At 72.6% G+C, this 15,194-nt stretch carries 15 protein-coding genes; all 15 read left to right on the top strand.

Annotation, left to right across the window (positions count from 1 at the left end; translation table 11 throughout):
* Window positions 1-3 precede the first annotated feature (3 nt).
* On the top strand, window positions 4-807 hold the full coding sequence (locus DJ476_RS03140; RefSeq protein WP_053558424.1) for an MlaE family ABC transporter permease: 804 nt from the start codon (window positions 4-6) through the stop codon (window positions 805-807).
* Window positions 807-2,087: an MCE family protein gene (locus tag DJ476_RS03135; RefSeq protein ID WP_103417176.1), complete on the top strand. Its 1,281-nt coding sequence runs from the start codon at window positions 807-809 to the stop codon at window positions 2,085-2,087. The genes DJ476_RS03140 and DJ476_RS03135 overlap by 1 nt, the downstream gene beginning before the upstream one ends.
* Window positions 2,084-3,115 carry an MCE family protein gene (locus tag DJ476_RS03130; RefSeq protein WP_103417177.1) on the top strand — a complete coding sequence of 344 codons (1,032 nt, stop codon included), beginning with the start codon at window positions 2,084-2,086 and terminating at the stop codon, window positions 3,113-3,115. The genes DJ476_RS03135 and DJ476_RS03130 overlap by 4 nt, the downstream gene beginning before the upstream one ends.
* Complete coding sequence (locus DJ476_RS03125; RefSeq protein ID WP_112489776.1) at window positions 3,112-4,128, top strand: MCE family protein; 1,017 nt, start codon at window positions 3,112-3,114, stop codon at window positions 4,126-4,128. The genes DJ476_RS03130 and DJ476_RS03125 overlap by 4 nt, the downstream gene beginning before the upstream one ends.
* Before the next feature lies 1 nt (window position 4,129).
* Window positions 4,130-5,287 (top strand): MCE family protein, encoded by a 1,158-nt coding sequence (locus tag DJ476_RS03120; RefSeq protein ID WP_112489775.1) that lies wholly within the window; start codon window positions 4,130-4,132, stop codon window positions 5,285-5,287.
* On the top strand, window positions 5,284-6,576 hold the full coding sequence (locus DJ476_RS03115; RefSeq protein WP_318294319.1) for an MCE family protein: 1,293 nt from the start codon (window positions 5,284-5,286) through the stop codon (window positions 6,574-6,576). The genes DJ476_RS03120 and DJ476_RS03115 overlap by 4 nt, the downstream gene beginning before the upstream one ends.
* Window positions 6,573-7,841, top strand: a complete 1,269-nt coding sequence (locus DJ476_RS03110) for an MlaD family protein (protein ID WP_103417180.1) — start codon at window positions 6,573-6,575, stop codon at window positions 7,839-7,841. Before DJ476_RS03115 ends, DJ476_RS03110 begins: the two co-directional genes overlap by 4 nt.
* Window positions 7,838-8,377 (top strand): hypothetical protein, encoded by a 540-nt coding sequence (locus DJ476_RS03105; RefSeq protein WP_112489774.1) that lies wholly within the window; start codon window positions 7,838-7,840, stop codon window positions 8,375-8,377. Before DJ476_RS03110 ends, DJ476_RS03105 begins: the two co-directional genes overlap by 4 nt.
* A complete protein-coding gene (locus DJ476_RS03100; RefSeq protein WP_112489773.1) occupies window positions 8,374-9,006 on the top strand; it encodes a hypothetical protein in 633 nt (210 codons plus the stop codon). The genes DJ476_RS03105 and DJ476_RS03100 overlap by 4 nt, the downstream gene beginning before the upstream one ends.
* A 20-nt stretch (window positions 9,007-9,026) precedes the next feature.
* On the top strand, window positions 9,027-9,557 hold the full coding sequence (locus DJ476_RS03095) for a nuclear transport factor 2 family protein (protein ID WP_112489772.1): 531 nt from the start codon (window positions 9,027-9,029) through the stop codon (window positions 9,555-9,557).
* Between the two features lie 64 nt (window positions 9,558-9,621).
* Window positions 9,622-10,383, top strand: coding sequence for a hypothetical protein (locus DJ476_RS03090; protein ID WP_112489771.1), 762 nt, complete (start codon window positions 9,622-9,624; stop codon window positions 10,381-10,383).
* Window positions 10,384-10,484: 101 nt separating this feature from the next.
* Window positions 10,485-11,819, top strand: coding sequence for a lytic transglycosylase domain-containing protein (locus DJ476_RS03085; protein WP_112489770.1), 1,335 nt, complete (start codon window positions 10,485-10,487; stop codon window positions 11,817-11,819).
* A 192-nt stretch (window positions 11,820-12,011) separates the two neighbouring features.
* Window positions 12,012-13,691, top strand: a complete 1,680-nt coding sequence (locus tag DJ476_RS03080) for a PP2C family protein-serine/threonine phosphatase (protein WP_208853468.1) — start codon at window positions 12,012-12,014, stop codon at window positions 13,689-13,691.
* Entirely contained in the window at window positions 13,688-14,779 is a 1,092-nt protein-coding gene (locus DJ476_RS03075; protein ID WP_112489769.1) for a cobalamin B12-binding domain-containing protein, read from the top strand. The genes DJ476_RS03080 and DJ476_RS03075 overlap by 4 nt, the downstream gene beginning before the upstream one ends.
* Window positions 14,776-15,183 carry an STAS domain-containing protein gene (locus tag DJ476_RS03070; RefSeq protein WP_112489768.1) on the top strand — a complete coding sequence of 136 codons (408 nt, stop codon included), beginning with the start codon at window positions 14,776-14,778 and terminating at the stop codon, window positions 15,181-15,183. The genes DJ476_RS03075 and DJ476_RS03070 overlap by 4 nt, the downstream gene beginning before the upstream one ends.
* Window positions 15,184-15,194: the final 11 nt, after the last annotated feature.

Raw genomic sequence — 15,194 nt, 5'->3', positions numbered from 1 at the left:
GCCATGGCGATGCTCAGCTGGCTCGACCGATCGGGCGACCAACTCACCTTCTACGTCAAGGCCCTGCTCTGGGTCCCGCGCACCCTGCGCCGCTACCTCAAGGAGGTGCAGCGGCTGCTGGCCGAGGTCGCCTTCGGCAGCGGCGGCCTCGGGGTCATCGGCGGCACCATCGGCGTGATGGTCGCCATGACCCTCTTCACCGGCACGGTCGTGGGCCTCCAGGGGTACGCGGCGCTCGACCAGATCGGCACCTCGGCCTTCACCGGGTTCATCTCCGCCTACTTCAACACCCGGGAGATCGCGCCCCTGGTCGCCGGGCTCGCCCTCTCCGCCACCGTCGGCGCCGGCTTCACCGCCCAGCTCGGCGCGATGCGGATCAACGAGGAGGTCGACGCCCTGGAGGCGATGGGCGTGCGGTCGATGCCGTACCTCGTCACCACCCGGATCATCGCCGGGGTCGTCGCGATCATCCCGCTGTACGCGATCGGGCTGCTCTCCTCGTACCTCGCCTCCCGCTACATCACCATCCTCTTCAACGGCCAGTCGGCGGGCACCTACGACCACTACTTCAACCTCTTCCTCTCCCCGGAGGACGTGCTGCTGTCGGTGCTCAAAGTGCTGATCTTCAGCGTCCTGGTGATCCTCGCCCACTGCTACTACGGCTTCCACGCCACCGGCGGCCCCGCCGGGGTGGGTGTGGCCGTGGGCCGGTCGGTGCGGAACGCGATCGTCCTGATCAGCGTCACCGACTTCTTCCTCTCCCTCGCCATCTGGGGCGCCACGACGACGGTGAAGGTGGCCGGCTGATGAGTCCACGTGGAGCACGAACCGTCCGCCGCAGAACCGCCGGGGTCGCCTTCCTCCTGGTCCCCGCCCTCCTCATATGGGTGTCGGTCGCCGTGTACGACAAGGAGTTCACCGACGACGCCACCGTCACCGTCCGCACCGGACCCGTCGGCAACGAGATGCACGACAACGCCGATGTGAAGCTGCGCGGGGTCGTCATCGGACAGGTCAGATCCATCGCCACCGACGCCGAGGGGGCCCGGCTCACCCTGGCCATCGACCGCGACAAGCTGGAGCGGGTCCCCGCCGACGTCACCGCCCAGATGCTCCCCACCACCCTCTTCGGCCAGCGGTTCGTCGCCCTCGTGCCGCCCCGCGTCCCCTCCGGGCGGACCCTGAGCGCCGGAGCCGTGATCCCGCAGGACCGCTCCAGCAACGCCATCGAGCTGGAAGAGGTGCTGGACAACGTCCTGCCGCTGCTGACCGCGGTGAAGCCCGAGAAGCTCTCCGCCACCCTGAGCGCCGTCTCCCAGGCGCTCGAAGGGCGCGGCGAGAAGCTGGGGGAGACCCTGGCCACGCTGGACGGGCACCTGAAGAAGTTCAACCCCCAACTCCCCACCCTCAACGAGGACATCAAGCAGCTCGTCAAGGTCAGCACGCTCTACGCGGACGCCGCCCCCGACGTGCTGGACGCCCTCACCGACGCCACCACCACGAGCGGCACCATCGCCGAACAGGAGGCGCGGCTGGCCGAGTTGTACGGCACCACCACCGCCTCCGCGCGGGACGTCACCTCCTTCCTGCGGGAGAACAAGGAGAACCTGATCCGGCTCTCCTCCTCGGGCCGCCCCACGCTCGAACTCCTCGCGCAGTACGCCGACGCGTTCCCCTGCACGCTCCGTACGGTCGCCGGCTTCGTGCCCGCCATGGACAAGGCGCTCGGCAAGGGGACGAACGAGCCCGGACTGCATGTGACGGTCAAGTCCGTTCCCTCGCAGGGGAAGTACGTCCGCGGCAAGGACACCCCGGTCTACAACGCGACCGGTGGACCGCGCTGTTACTCGGTGCCGTACGTCGGCAAGGCTGTCCCCACCGCCGACAACCGCCGGTCGGCCGATGTCACCGCCCCACCCCCGGCCGCGCGGGACAGCGCGCTCGGCCTGCCCAACTCGCCCCAGGAGTCCCGGCTCGTCAACGAGCTGGTCGCCCCCTCGCTGAACGTGCAGCCGCAGACCCTGCCCGACTGGAGCAGTGTGCTCATCGGTCCGGCTTTCCGCGGTGCGGAGGTGAAGCTCAAGTGAAACGCCGCTCGCTCGCGGGACCGCTGACCAAGTCCCTCGTCTTCGTCCTGGTGACCGTCCTCGCCACCACTGTCCTCGGCCTCTCCATCGCCAACACGGGGGTGGGCGACACCACCACGTACAAGGCGCGGTTCACCGACGCCACCGGCCTCATCCCCGGCGACAGCGTCCGCATCGCCGGGGTGAAGGTCGGCCAGGTCGAGTCCGTCCGGGTGGCCGACCGCCGGGAGGCCGAGGTCACCTTCGGCGTACGGAAGGGGCGTACGCTCCCCGCCTCGGTGACGGCCTCCATCAAGTACCTCAACATGGTCGGCCAGCGCTATGTCGACCTGGACCGGGGCGCGGGCCCGGTCGGCCGGACCTTCGCCCCCGGGGCCACCATCCCGCTCGACCGCACCACCCCGGCGCTCGACCTGACTCAGCTCTTCAACGGCTTCCAGCCCCTCTTCGAAGGCCTCTCCCCGCCGGACGTCAACCAGCTCGCCGGCTCCATCGTCCAGGTCCTCCAGGGCGAGGGCGGCACCGTCGACTCCATCCTGCGCCACGTCGGCTCGCTCACCACCACCGTCGCCGCCAAGGACAAGGTGATCGGAGAGGTGATCAAGAACCTCAACACGGTCCTGAAGACGGTCAACGACCGGGAGGCCGGGTTCGACGACCTCGTGGTCACCCTGGAGAAGCTGGTCTCCGGCTTCTCCGGCGACCGCAAACCGCTAGGTGAGGCCGTCACCGCCATGGGCGCACTGACCACCGTCACCGCGGACCTCTTCCAGGACGGCCGGGCGCCCCTCAAAGAGAACATCCGCCAACTCGGGAAGCTAAGCGGCGAGTTGGAGAAGGGCACGCCGCAGATCGAGAACTTCCTGAACAAGACCCCGGCCAAGATGGAGGCGATCAGCCGCCTCACCTCCTACGGCTCGTGGCTCAACCTCTACCTCTGCGAGGCCAAGGTCGGCGGGGTGGCCACCGACGACGGCTCCACGCCCCCCACCGGCATCGCCATCACCCAGCCGAGGTGCCTGGCATGACCCTCACCCCCATCCGGGAACGCAACCCGGTCGCCGTCGCCGTCGTGGGACTCCTCGTCCTCACCCTCCTCGCCCTCACCGCCTGGCGCGCCGACTCCCTGCCCTTCATCGGCGGCGGCACGACGTACAGCGCCGACTTCACCGAATCCGCCGGCCTCTCCGAGGGCGACGAGGTGCGGATCGCCGGAGTGAAGGTCGGGGAGGTCACCAGGGTCTCCCTCGACGGGCCCCGCGTGAAGGTCGACTTCAAGGTCAAGGACGCCTGGATAGGCAACGCCTCCACCGTGGGCATCGCCATCAAGACCCTCCTGGGCGAGAAGTACCTCGCCGTCGACCCCCTCGGCAACGCCCCCCAGGACCCCGGCTCCCGGATCGCCGCGAGCCGCACCACCTCCCCGTACGACGTCACCCAGGCGTTCAACGGGCTGGGGGAGACCATCGAGGAGATCGACACCGAGCAGCTCGCCAAGAGCTTCGAGACGATCTCCGCCACCTTCAAGGACTCCCCGCCCCACGTCCGCAGCGCCGCCGAAGGGCTCTCCGCCCTCTCCCGTACGGTCTCCACGCGGGACGCCCAGCTCGCCACGCTCCTCCGGAGCAGCAAGCAGCTCACCAAGACGCTCGCGGGCAAGAAGAGCAGCTTCGAAACCCTCCTGGAGGACGGGAACCTGCTCCTCGGGGAGCTCCAGGCCCGCCGCGACGCGATCCACCTGCTGCTCACCGGCACCCGCAGCCTCGGCACCCAGCTCACCGCACTCGTCGAGGAGAACGACAAGCAGCTCGGGCCGACCCTCGCCTCCCTCGGCCGGGTCACCGCCGTCCTGGCCAAGAACCGCAAGAGCCTGGACCGGGTGCTCGCCATGACCGGCACCTACAGCCGGCTCGTCGGCAACACCCTCGGCAACGGCCGCTGGTTCGACACGTACGCCTGCGGAGTCGTCCCCCCGAACTACCTCCCCGCCGGCACACCCCCGGCTACCGGATGCATGCCACCGAAGCAAGGCGGCCGCTGACATGAGACGTACACGCATCATCGGGATCGGCGCCGGACTCGCGGTCGTCGCCGTGGCCGCCACCACCGGGGTCAGCGCCCTGGAGCAGGACTCCCGGCCCACCGTCACCGCCTACTTCGAACGGGCGACGGGCGTCTACGCCGGGTCCGACCTGCGCGTCCTCGGGGTCCGGGTCGGCACGGTCGAGTCCGTCACGCCCCAGGGCGAGGAGGTGAAGGTCGTCCTCCGGCTGGACAAGGGCGTCAAGGTGCCCAAGGACGCCCACGCGGTCGTCGTCGCGCCCAGCCTCGTCGCCGACCGGTACGTCCAGCTCGCCCCCGCCTACGACGGCGGACCGCTCCTCGCGGACGGCGCCGAACTCCCCGCCGCCCGCAACGCGACCCCCGTCGAGGTCGACCAGCTCTACGCCTCCATCACCGAGATCACCACGGCGCTCGGACCGAACGGGGCCAACGCCGACGGGGCGCTCGCCCGGCTCCTGGAGACGGGGGCGAAGAACCTGGACGGCAACGGCAAGGCCATCGGGGACTCCGTCGAACAGTTCGGCAAGGCCGCCAAGACGCTCGACAAGAGCAGCGGCGACCTGTTCGACACCCTCTCCTACCTCCAGTCCTTCACCACCATGCTCAAGGAGAACGACAGCGAGGTCCGTACCGCCGAGCAGCAGCTCAACTCGGTCACCTCGTTCCTCGCGGACGACAAGAAGAACCTCAGCGCCGCGCTGAAGGAGCTGGGGGCGGCCCTCGGCCAGGTGAAGACGTTCATCGCCAAGAACCGGGGCGCGCTGAAGAAGAACGTCGACGCCCTGGTCCCCATCACCCAGGCCCTGGTCGACCAGCGTGCCTCGCTGGCCGAGGCGATGGACACGCTGCCGCTGGCGGCGGGCAACGTCCTGAACGCGTACGACCCCGCCAACCGGACCCTGAACGGGCGGGCCAACCTCAACGAACTCTCCATGGGCGGCCCGCTCACCGACCCGGCCGCCGCCTCCGGCCCGCCGCCCGGCCTCGCCCCCGTCGACGCGAACCGCCGCAAGGCCCTGCCCGTGCTGCCGCTGCCGGAGGTCGGCACGGTCTTCGGCACGCCCGAGAAACAGCCGACGGAGAAGAAACCGGACCAGCAGAACCCGGAGCAGCGGAAGAAGGGAGCGGAACGATGAGCGGCACCCCGCACAGCACGAACGGCTCCCCGGACGCCACGGCCGAACCACCGCAGACCGCCGACGCCCGCACCGGCCCCCGTACCGGCGTCCGGCTGGCCGTCGGAGCCGTCGCCCTGCTGGCCACCGGAGCCCTGATCGCCCTGGTCGCCGTACGCGCCGACGGCCCCGTCTTCACCGGCATCGAACAGATCCCGCTGCCCGGCGGCGCCGACCTGGGGGACAGTCCGTACGAGATCACCGCCGAGTTCGGTGACGTCCTCAGCCTGGCCCCGCAGTCGTCGGTGAAGGTCAACGACGTCTCCGTCGGGCGCGTCACCCGGATCGACCTCGCCCCGGACGGCTGGAGCGCCCGGGTCACCATGCGGGTCAACGGGGACATCGCCCTCCCCGCCAACGCCTACGCCCGCCTCGAACAGTCCAGCCTTCTCGGCGAGAAGTACATCCAGCTCACTCCGCCCGCGCAGGGCACCGCCCGCGGCTCCCTGGCGGAGAGCGGCCGCATCCCGCTCGCCCGCACGAACCGCAACCCCGAGGTCGAAGAGGTCTTCGGCGCGCTGTCCATGCTTCTCAACGGCGGCGGGATCAACCAGCTCAAGACCATCACCACCGAGCTGAACAAGGCGCTCACCGGCCAGGAACCACAGATCCGCTCGATGCTCAACCGGGTCGACACCCTGGTCACCAACCTGGACGAGAACAAGGGCGACATCACTCGGGCCCTGGACGGCGTCAACCGGCTCTCCGCCACCCTCGCCACCCGGAAACAGGACGTCGGAACGGTCCTCACCGGGCTCAGCCCCGGGCTCAAGGTCCTGGAGAAGCAGCGCGGCTCCCTGCTCACCATGCTGCGCTCGCTCGACGCCCTCTCCACCGTGGCCGTCGACACCGTCAACCGGAGCAAGGCCGACATGATCGCGGACCTCAAGGCGCTCGCCCCGACGCTGAAGGCCCTCGCGGACTCCGGCCAGGATCTTCCCGACTCCCTGCAGGCCTCGCTCACCTACCCGTTCACGGACGAGGTGCTGCGCGGGGTGAAGGGCGACTACCTGAACGTCTACCTGGACGTCACGGCCGCACCCGGTACGCGGATCATCCCGGCGCTCACCCCGGACGACCCGGCCCTGCCCCCGCCCCCGCATGAACCGGGCGGCGACGGCGGGGACGGTACGGAGGGTGCGGCGGCGGCTCCCCGGGGCGTGCTGCCGCTCCCGCTGCCGGCCGTGTCGGGGACCGCGCAGCCCGAAGCCTCCCGGACCCCGGGGACCGAGCAGGGGAGCACCCCGTGATCACACCCGCCATCCGGCTCAAGAACATCGCCTTCCTCGTCATCGCCGTACTGGTCCTCGGCTATCTGGGCGTCCGGTACGCCGGGCTCGGCCACTACGTCGGGCTGCGCAGCTACTACACCGTCACGGTCCAGCTCCCGCAGACCGGCGGCCTCTACACCCACTCCAACGTCACCTACCGGGGCGTCTCGGTGGGCCGCGTCGGTCCCATCGAGCTGACCGACGACGGCGTGGAGGCCGAACTGCGGATCGAGAAGGACGCCCCGCCCATCCCGGACAGCCTGCGGGCCGTCGTCGCCAACCTATCGGCGGTCGGTGAGCAGTACGTCGACCTGCGCCCCACCCGCTCCGACGGCCCCTACCTGGGTCACGGTTCGGTGATCGACGCGGCCGACACCACGCTCCCCGCCCCGCCCACCGAAGTCCTCACCAGCGTCAACGACTTCGCGGGCTCGGTGGACCTGGAGCATCTGCGCACGGTCGTCGAGGAGTTCGGCACCGCCTTCGAGGGGCGCGGCGACGACCTCCAGGTGCTGCTGGACAGCGGGAGCGAGTTCATCGACGCGGCCGACAAGGCGCTGCCGGTCACCACCCGGCTGATGGCCGACGGCGAGACCGTGCTGCGTACCCAGGCCGAACAGGGCGCGGCGCTCAAGGGGTTCGCCTCGGGCGCCAAGGAGCTGGCCGCCGAACTCAAGTCGTCCGACGGCGACCTGCGGCGGCTGATCGCGACGACCCCGGACGCCGCCGTACAGATCAGCGGCCTCCTGCGCGACCTCGACCCCGCCTTCGGAGTCGTCGTCGCCAACCTGCTCACCACCTCGGAGGTAGCCGTCACCCGCCAACGCGGCCTGGAAGAGCTGCTGGTGAAGCTCCCGGCGGTGGTCGCGGCCGGAGCGAGCGCGGTCGACGGGGACGGTGCCCGGTTCGGGATGTCGGTCACCTTCTTCGAACCGCTGCCCTGCACCGCCGGATACGGGGCGACGAAGTACCGCAACGGGCTGGACACCTCACCCGCGCCCGCCCTCAACGCCCAGGCGCGGTGCGCCTCCTCGCCCGGCACCGGCATCAACGTCCGGGGCAGCGCCAACGCCCCGAAGGGCGGCCCGGTCCCGGCCCCCGCCAAGCCCGGCTCGATGCTGCTGGGCGACGGTGGCGGTACGGGGGCGAAGGACCGGCTGCCCGGAGCGCTCGGCACCGAGCCGCGGACCGCGCCGCCCGCCCCGGGGATGGCCGGGCTGCTCGGCCTGGGAGGCGGCTCATGAGGCTCCGTACGAAAACGGGTACGCGCCCCCGGCTGCTCGGTGGCTGGGCCGTCCTGCTGGCCGCCGCCCTCGTCTGCGGGCTCGGCACCTGGTCGTACGCCCAGGCGCGCGGCGACCGCACCCTCGCCTACGCCAAGGCCCGCGACGCGGCCCTGGCCGAGGGCAGACGGCACATGGCCACGCTGAACAGCCTGGACGGCAAGGACGCGGCCGGGGTCTCCACCGGCCTGCGGGCCTGGCGCGAGGCCTCCACCGGACCGCTCCACGACCAGCTGAAGCGGAGTTCGGACGCCGACGCCAAGACGCTCACGGCGGCGGGCGACACCGCCGAGGCCAAGGTCACCTCGGCCGCGCTCACCGCCCTGGACGACCGCACCGGCACGGCGGAGCTGATCGCCACCGTGGACGTCGAGGTCACCCCGCGCACGGGCGCCCCCGGCACCCAGCGCAAGCGCTTCACCGCCACGCTCGCCCGTACCGGCGACGGCTGGAAGGTCAAGGCGCTCACGGCGATGGCGGCGGGAGAGGGCGGATGAGCGAGCGAACCATGCTGGAGAGCAAGGCGGTTGAAGACCGCGTCGACAACGACAGTGAGTGGGACCGCCCCGACGACCCGGAGAGCAACCCTGATTGCTCGGACGGCACCGCCGAAGGGCCCGGCCGCCGCCCCCGGTGGCCGCGCCTCCTCGGCGCCGTCGTCGCGCTCGCCCTCCTCGCCACCGGCGGCTACCTCTTCGCGGCGGGGCAGCAGCTGCGCGACACCCCGGCCACCGCCAACCTCGCCCTCACGGACACCGAGGCCACCACCCGGGTCACCGGCGACGTCAGCAACGCGCTCGGCCGGATCTTCTCGTACGGCCCCGACGCCACCGGCCTCGCCAAGGAGGCAGCCCAACAGGTTCTGGCGGGCAAGGCACTACAGCAGTACGCCGCACTCTTCGGTCAGGTCGAGAAGCAGGCGACCGACCAGAAGCTGACGCTCACCACCCATGTCGTACGGGCCGGGGTCACCCGGCTCTCCGGCACCGGTGCCCACCTCCTGGTCTTCCTCGACCAGGTCTACGAACGCCGGGGCCGGCCGGCCACCACCGCATCCGCCCAGCTCTCCGTCACCGCCGAACTGCGGGACGGGCACTGGCGGATCGTCGAGATCAGCTCCATATGAGGGCAGGGGAGAGACAGCGCATGGCACGGGCAGTAACGACGAGGAACCCCCTCGTGATCGCGGCGACGGCCCTCGTGGTCGTCGCGGCAGCGGCGGCGGGCTGGGGCGGCTGGGAGCGGTACGACGCCGCCCACGACGACGCGGCCTCCTACGCGCAGGCGCGCGACGCGGCGCTGGCGGCGGGCGAGCAGGCGGTCCAGAACATGAACACCCTGGACCATCGCACCCTGGAGAAGGGGCTCGACAGCTGGGAGGAGTCGACCACCGGCGATCTCCACCGCCAACTCGTCGAAGGGCGGGACGCGTTCGCGAAGCAGATCGAGGCGGCGAAGACGGTCAGCACCGCGAAGGTGCTCTCCGGCGCGGTGACCGAACTCGACGAACGGGCGGGCCGGGCCGGGGTGATGGTGGCGCTCCGGGTCACCGTCACCGCGCCCAAGGGCGACCCGGCGGTGAAGGAGAGCCGGATGCTCGGCACCCTCACCCGGACCCCGGAGGGGTGGAAGCTCAGCGCGCTCGGCCAGGCGCCCGTCGGCTCCACGGCCGGCTGACCCCCGCGCCTCGCCTCGCCCGTAACCGCTCGCCGCCCCACCTCCGTACCCGAGAGGACCACCCATGTCGACGACCCGTCACCTCGTCAACCGCCGCCGCAGACTGGCGACTTCGCCGACGCGCACCGGCCCGGCAACCGAACTCCTCACGAAACCCACCGAGGAGACGGCGGCAGAACCGGAACCGGAGACAGAGGCGGACGCGAAGGCACAGCCCGAGCCCGAGCCCGAACCAGAGACAGAGACGGAGGCAGGGACAGAGGCCGAGGCCGAGGCGGAGCCCGCCCCGCCCCGCCGCACCACCCGCCGCCCCCGCACCACCACCCTCCCCGCCCTCCTCTGCGCCCTCACCGTCCTCCTCGGAGCCTTCGCCGCCTGGGCCTTCGGCTCGGCCGCCGCCCTGCGCGACGAGCCCGCGCGGCAGAACACCGCGCTCACCGACATCGCCCGCACCAGCGAGGTGAAGGGCCGGATCGGGGAGGCGGTCGGGGCCGTGTTCTCGTACGACTACGCCTCGCCCGCCCGCGCGGACCGGGCGGCCGAGACCCACCTCACCGGCCGGGCGGTGCAGCAGCACAAGGACATGCTGGCCGAGGTCCGGGAGCAGGGGGAGAAGCAGAAGCTGGTCCTCACCACCACCGTCACCGCGAGCGGCGTGGAGTACCTGGACGGCGACCGCGCCCGGCTGCTGATCTTCGCGGACCAGAGCAACACCCGTACCGGCAAGGACGAGGAGACCACCTACGCGGCGGCCATGTTCGCCGTGGACGCCGTCCGCCGGGGCGACACCTGGCGGATCGCCGCCATCGACACGTTCACCCGCTGAACCGCTGGACCACCAGGCCCGGACAGCCGCCACGCCCGGGCAACCGCGAGAGCCCGGAGAGCCGGGAGAGAGCCCGGATCACCGGGGAGAGGGGACCCGTCATGAGGTTCAACGGCACGGTACGCCGTCAGCTCACCGGCACGGTCACGGCGGTGGCCGCCATGGCCGCGCTCACCGCGTCCCAGGCGCCCGACTTCGTGGACGCTGTGGCGGCCTCGCGCGAGGGGCGGGCCGCCCCGGGCACGGACGACGTGGTGTGGAGCGAGGTGCCGGGCGACGACTCGTACCACACCGAGCTGCCACCGCTGGTGAGTCCGGAGCCCCCGGCCCCGCTCAAGCCGCCCAAGGCCGGGGAGACACCGTCGCCGCCGATCGTGGCGCCCTTCCGCTCCGAGGCCGGAATCCCCGCGACCGTACTCGCCGCCTACCGCAAGGCCGAGCGGTCCCTGCTCCGCACCGCCCCCGGCTGCGGGCTGCCGTGGCAACTGCTCGCGGCGATCGGCAAGGTCGAGTCCGGGCAGGCGTCGGGCGGCAGGGTCGACGCGCACGGCACCACCCTGACCCCGATCCTGGGGCCCGCGCTCGACGGGGTGGGCTTCGCGCTGATCCGGGACACCGACAACGGGGTGTACGACGGCGACCGGACGTACGACCGGGCCGTCGGGCCCATGCAGTTCATCCCGTCCACCTGGGTCAACTGGGCCAAGGACGGCAACGGCGACGGCCGCAAGGACCCGAACAACATCTACGACGCGGCCCTCGCCGCCGGGCACTACCTCTGTGCGGGCGGCCGTGACCTGACGGTCCGGGCCGACCTGGACCGGGCGATCCTCAGCTACAACCGCTCCGGCGCCTATCTCCGTACGGTGCTGTCCTGGCTGGAGTTCTACCGCGAGGGCGCCCACCCGGTCGCGGACGGCCAGGGGGTGCTGCCCGTCAGCCCGGGGCCGGGCGGGGTGAACCGCCCCAAGGCGCCGGTCGGCTCCGGCACCCCGGCCGGTCCGCCGGGCACGGGCGGCGGCGGAGGCATCGTCATCGGCCCGCAGCCGACCCGCCCGCCGACGCCCAAGCCCACCCCCACGCCCACCGGTCCCGGCTCACCGAGCCCGACCCCCACCCCGACCGACCCGACCCCCGGCCCCGACCCGACGGACCCGGGCCCCACGCCGACCCCCACGGACCCGACCCCCGGTCCCACCGACCCCGGCCCGACCCCCACCCCCACCGACCCCGGTCCCACCGACCCGGGCCCCGACCCCACCCCGACGCCCACGCCCACCCCCACGGACCCGGACCCGGACCCCGGCCCGAACACCGACCCCAGCCCCACCGGTCCCACGGCTCCCACCACCCCCGACTGTCCCAGCGCCGACCCCGGGAGCGGGACCGGAGGAGACGGCGCCACCACCCCGCCCTGTGAGAGCCCCGCCCCCTGAGGACCTCGCCATGTGAAGACCTCGAAAAGGCCTCGAAAGGGTGAAGTGACCGTCCTGTGCCACAGGTGACCCGCACGGTGGACGCGTGCGGGATCGGGTTGCTATTTCGGGCACCCTTCGAGATGTTTGCCCTAGGGAAACAATTCGTCCGACCGGAAGGTGGTGCGACTCGCCGCAGGCGGGTCCCCCCTCATGGCTTCACCCAAGGCAGAGACCGGCACGACCGCGAAGGGCGGCACCCCCACGAAGGAGCGGTTCGCTCCGGCCGACTGGGGCTGCCCTCCGTGCGCGATGATCACCGTCGATCCGACCGGCACGGCCGTCCGGACCGACGGGGACATGGAGCTGCTCCCGGGCGTGGCGGAGGGTGCCCCGCTGCCCGACGGCCTCTCCTGGCTGGCCGGGGCCACGGCGAAGGTGGCCGCCGACGCGGTCCACCAGGGCGGTACGCGGCGGCCCGCCGTCGCGGGGGAGTACCGGGGCCGCCGCTTCGAGGCCCATCCGACCCGGCGCGCGAACGGTGAGGTGGTGTGGTGGCTGGTCGACCAGACCGCCCGGTACGCCGCCGAGGAGGCCCTGACCGCCGAACGCGAGCGCACCGCCTTCCTCGCCGAGGCGTCCAGCACGCTGCTCTCCTCGCTCAACGCCGAGCGGTGCATGGCCGCGACCGCCAAGCTGGCCGCCGGGTTCTTCGCGGACGCGGCCGTCGTCGTGGCTCCGGCGTCGGGCCGCCGGCTGCCCGTCACCCGGGCGGTCGCGGGCGGGGAGGTCACCCAGGGGCAGGTCACGGTCGACCCCGCCACCGTGCCCGGCCTGGCCGAGGCGCTGAAGGGGTTCCCGCCCGTTCCGTCCCGGTGGATCGACCCGATGTCCCTGCCCGACTGGGTCGTCCCCGACGGTCTCCCCACGACGGTCGGCTCGGTGGTCGTCACCCCGCTGCCCGGCCACGGGGTGCCCGCCGGGGCCCTGATCCTGCTCCGTACGGACACGCGCGGGGAGTTCAGCGAGACCGAGGAGACGTTCGCCCGGCTCTTCGCGGCCCGCGCCGGGGCCGCCCTGTCGGCCGCCCGCCTCTACGCGGAGCAGCACAGCATCACCCGTACGCTGATGCGCGATCTGCTGCCGCCCCGGCTCCACCGGGTGCACGGCGTGGAGTTCGCGGGCGGCTACCGTCCCTCCAACGCCCACGAGCGGGTGGGCGGCGACTTCTACGACGTCCACCCCGGGCCCACGGCCGCCGACCCGTCCCTGGTGGTGCTGGGGGACGTCTGCGGCAAGGGGCTGGAGGCCGCCGTCCTCACCGGCAAGATCCGCAACACGCTCCAGGCCCTGACGCCGATGGCCGACGACCACGAGCGGGTGCTGCGACTCCTCAACGGGGCCCTGCTGAACTCCGACAACACCCGCTTCGCGACCCTGGTCCTCGCCTCCGTCCTGCGCGCCGGGAACCAGGTGCGCCTGCGCCTCACCTCGGCCGGCCACCCGGCGCCCCTCGTGGTGCGCAACGACGGCCGGGTGGAGGAGATCCCCACCCACGGCAGCCTGGTCGGGGCGCTGGACCAGGTGACGGCCCGTACGGTCGAGGCCGTCCTGCTGCCCGGCGAGACGTGCCTGCTCTACACCGACGGCATCACCGAGGCGCGCGGCGGCCCGCTCGGCGGTGAACTCTTCGGCGACGAACGGCTGAAGCGCGCCCTGGCCGAGTGCGCGGGCATGCCCGGCGAGGCCGTGGTGGAGCACATCCGGATGCTGGCGGCCCAGTGGCTGGGGGACGGCGGCCACGACGATCTGGCGGTGGTCGCGATCACCGCACCGCCGACCACCCATCTCACCGCGGTGGACGGCCACACACGGGGCAGGTACACCGCATGACCACCACAGTCGACGCCACCGGTCTCGACACGCTCCGCGGCGATCTCTGGGCCGCGGTGACCGGCCGGGACGAATACCGCGCCGCCGACCTCGTGCTGACCGCCCTGGACACCGGGATCTCCGCCGAGACGGTCCTGCTCGACGTGATCGCCCCCGTGCAGGCCCGGGTCGGCCGCGCCTGGCAGGCCGACCGGCTCACCGTCGCCCAGGAGCACGCCGCGACCGCCATCGCGGAGCGGGTGATCGCCGCGCTCGCCCACCACCCCGCCCACCGCCCGGCCCCCTACGGCGGGCGGATCACCGTCGCCTGCGTCGACCAGGAGTGGCACGCCCTGCCCGCCCGGCTGCTGGCGGAGGTCCTCACCCTGCGCGGCTGGCGGGTCGACTTCCTGGGCGCCCAGGTGCCCACCCCGCACCTGGTGACCCATCTCCACAACACCGGGGCGGACGCGGTCGCCCTCTCCTCCTCCCTCGCCACCCGGCTGCCCACCGCCCACTCCGCGATCACCGCCTGCCAGGCGGTGGGGGTGCCGGTGCTGGCGGGCGGCGCCGCGTTCGGCCCCGACGGGCGGTACGCCCGGCTGCTCGGTGCCGACGCCTGGGCCCCCGACGCGCGCGCCGCGGCCCGCCGGCTGGCCGACGGCATCCCGTCCCCCGACCTGGCTGCGGGCCGCCCGGAGAGCGACGGCCTGGCCCATCTCACCGACCAGGAGTACACCCTCGTCGTACGGGCCAGGGCCCGGCTGGTCCGGGTGGTGCTGGCCCAGCTGGAGCGGGACTTCCCCGCGATGGCCGACTACTCCGCCCCGCAGCGCGAGCGCACGGCCGAGGACGTCGCCCACGTCGTGGAGTTCCTCGGCGTCGCCCTCTACACCGACAGCGACGACCTCTTCACCGGCTTCATCCGGTGGACCGCCGCCGTCCTGACCGCCCGCCGGGTCCCTGCCCGGTCCCTCCACCCCGCCCTGGACGCCCTCGCCGCCGAGCTGAAGGACTTCCCGCGCGCCACCCGCATGCTCGACCGGGCCCGCCGCCATCTGGACGAGGCCGTGGCCGCCACCGATCAGTCCTCCGGAGCCCCCGCATGACCGCCCTGCCGAGCCCCCTCCTCACCGTCACCGCCGAGGAGGGCCGGGGCTGGGTGCGGCTGCGTCTCACCGGGGACCTGGACTACGACACCAGCGGCGAACTGGTCGCGCGTGCGGCGGAACGGCTGGCCGCCCGGCCGGAGTTCGACGATCTGCACCTGGACTGCGCGGGGCTGGAGATGTGCGACTCCATGGGCGTCTCCGCCCTGCTCCAGGTCCACCGCGACACGGCGGCCCGCCGGGTGCGCCTGCACGTCGAGGAGGCCCCGCCCTTCCTGGACCGGATCATGCGGATCACCGGCATCGACCACCTCTTCGCCCGCCAGGAGCAGAAGGACCGACGGCCGGCCAGGGGAGCGGGGGAGGAGGGGCCGTCCGACCCGCACCCCTCGCCCGCCCCCTGACCGCAGTTCAC

The organism is Streptomyces bacillaris, from assembly GCF_003268675.1.
Lineage (GTDB): Bacteria > Actinomycetota > Actinomycetes > Streptomycetales > Streptomycetaceae > Streptomyces > Streptomyces bacillaris.
The sequence above is the reverse complement of the archived record's forward strand: the minus strand, read 5'-3'. Positions and strand labels throughout refer to the sequence as shown.

Bases quoted from the DNA above. Each gene is read 5' to 3' on its own strand.
- DJ476_RS03140 (WP_053558424.1), top strand. From the start codon at position 4: ATGGCGATGCTCAGCTGGCTCGACCGATCGGGCGACCAACTCACCTTC.
- DJ476_RS03135 (WP_103417176.1), top strand. From the start codon at position 807: ATGAGTCCACGTGGAGCACGAACCGTCCGCCGCAGAACCGCCGGGGTC.
- DJ476_RS03125 (WP_112489776.1), top strand. From the start codon at position 3,112: ATGACCCTCACCCCCATCCGGGAACGCAACCCGGTCGCCGTCGCCGTC.
- DJ476_RS03120 (WP_112489775.1), top strand. From the start codon at position 4,130: ATGAGACGTACACGCATCATCGGGATCGGCGCCGGACTCGCGGTCGTC.
- DJ476_RS03115 (WP_318294319.1), top strand. From the start codon at position 5,284: ATGAGCGGCACCCCGCACAGCACGAACGGCTCCCCGGACGCCACGGCC.
- DJ476_RS03105 (WP_112489774.1), top strand. From the start codon at position 7,838: ATGAGGCTCCGTACGAAAACGGGTACGCGCCCCCGGCTGCTCGGTGGC.
- DJ476_RS03100 (WP_112489773.1), top strand. From the start codon at position 8,374: ATGAGCGAGCGAACCATGCTGGAGAGCAAGGCGGTTGAAGACCGCGTC.
- DJ476_RS03095 (WP_112489772.1), top strand. From the start codon at position 9,027: ATGGCACGGGCAGTAACGACGAGGAACCCCCTCGTGATCGCGGCGACG.
- DJ476_RS03090 (WP_112489771.1), top strand. From the start codon at position 9,622: ATGTCGACGACCCGTCACCTCGTCAACCGCCGCCGCAGACTGGCGACT.
- DJ476_RS03085 (WP_112489770.1), top strand. From the start codon at position 10,485: ATGAGGTTCAACGGCACGGTACGCCGTCAGCTCACCGGCACGGTCACG.
- DJ476_RS03080 (WP_208853468.1), top strand. From the start codon at position 12,012: ATGGCTTCACCCAAGGCAGAGACCGGCACGACCGCGAAGGGCGGCACC.
- DJ476_RS03075 (WP_112489769.1), top strand. From the start codon at position 13,688: ATGACCACCACAGTCGACGCCACCGGTCTCGACACGCTCCGCGGCGAT.
- DJ476_RS03070 (WP_112489768.1), top strand. From the start codon at position 14,776: ATGACCGCCCTGCCGAGCCCCCTCCTCACCGTCACCGCCGAGGAGGGC.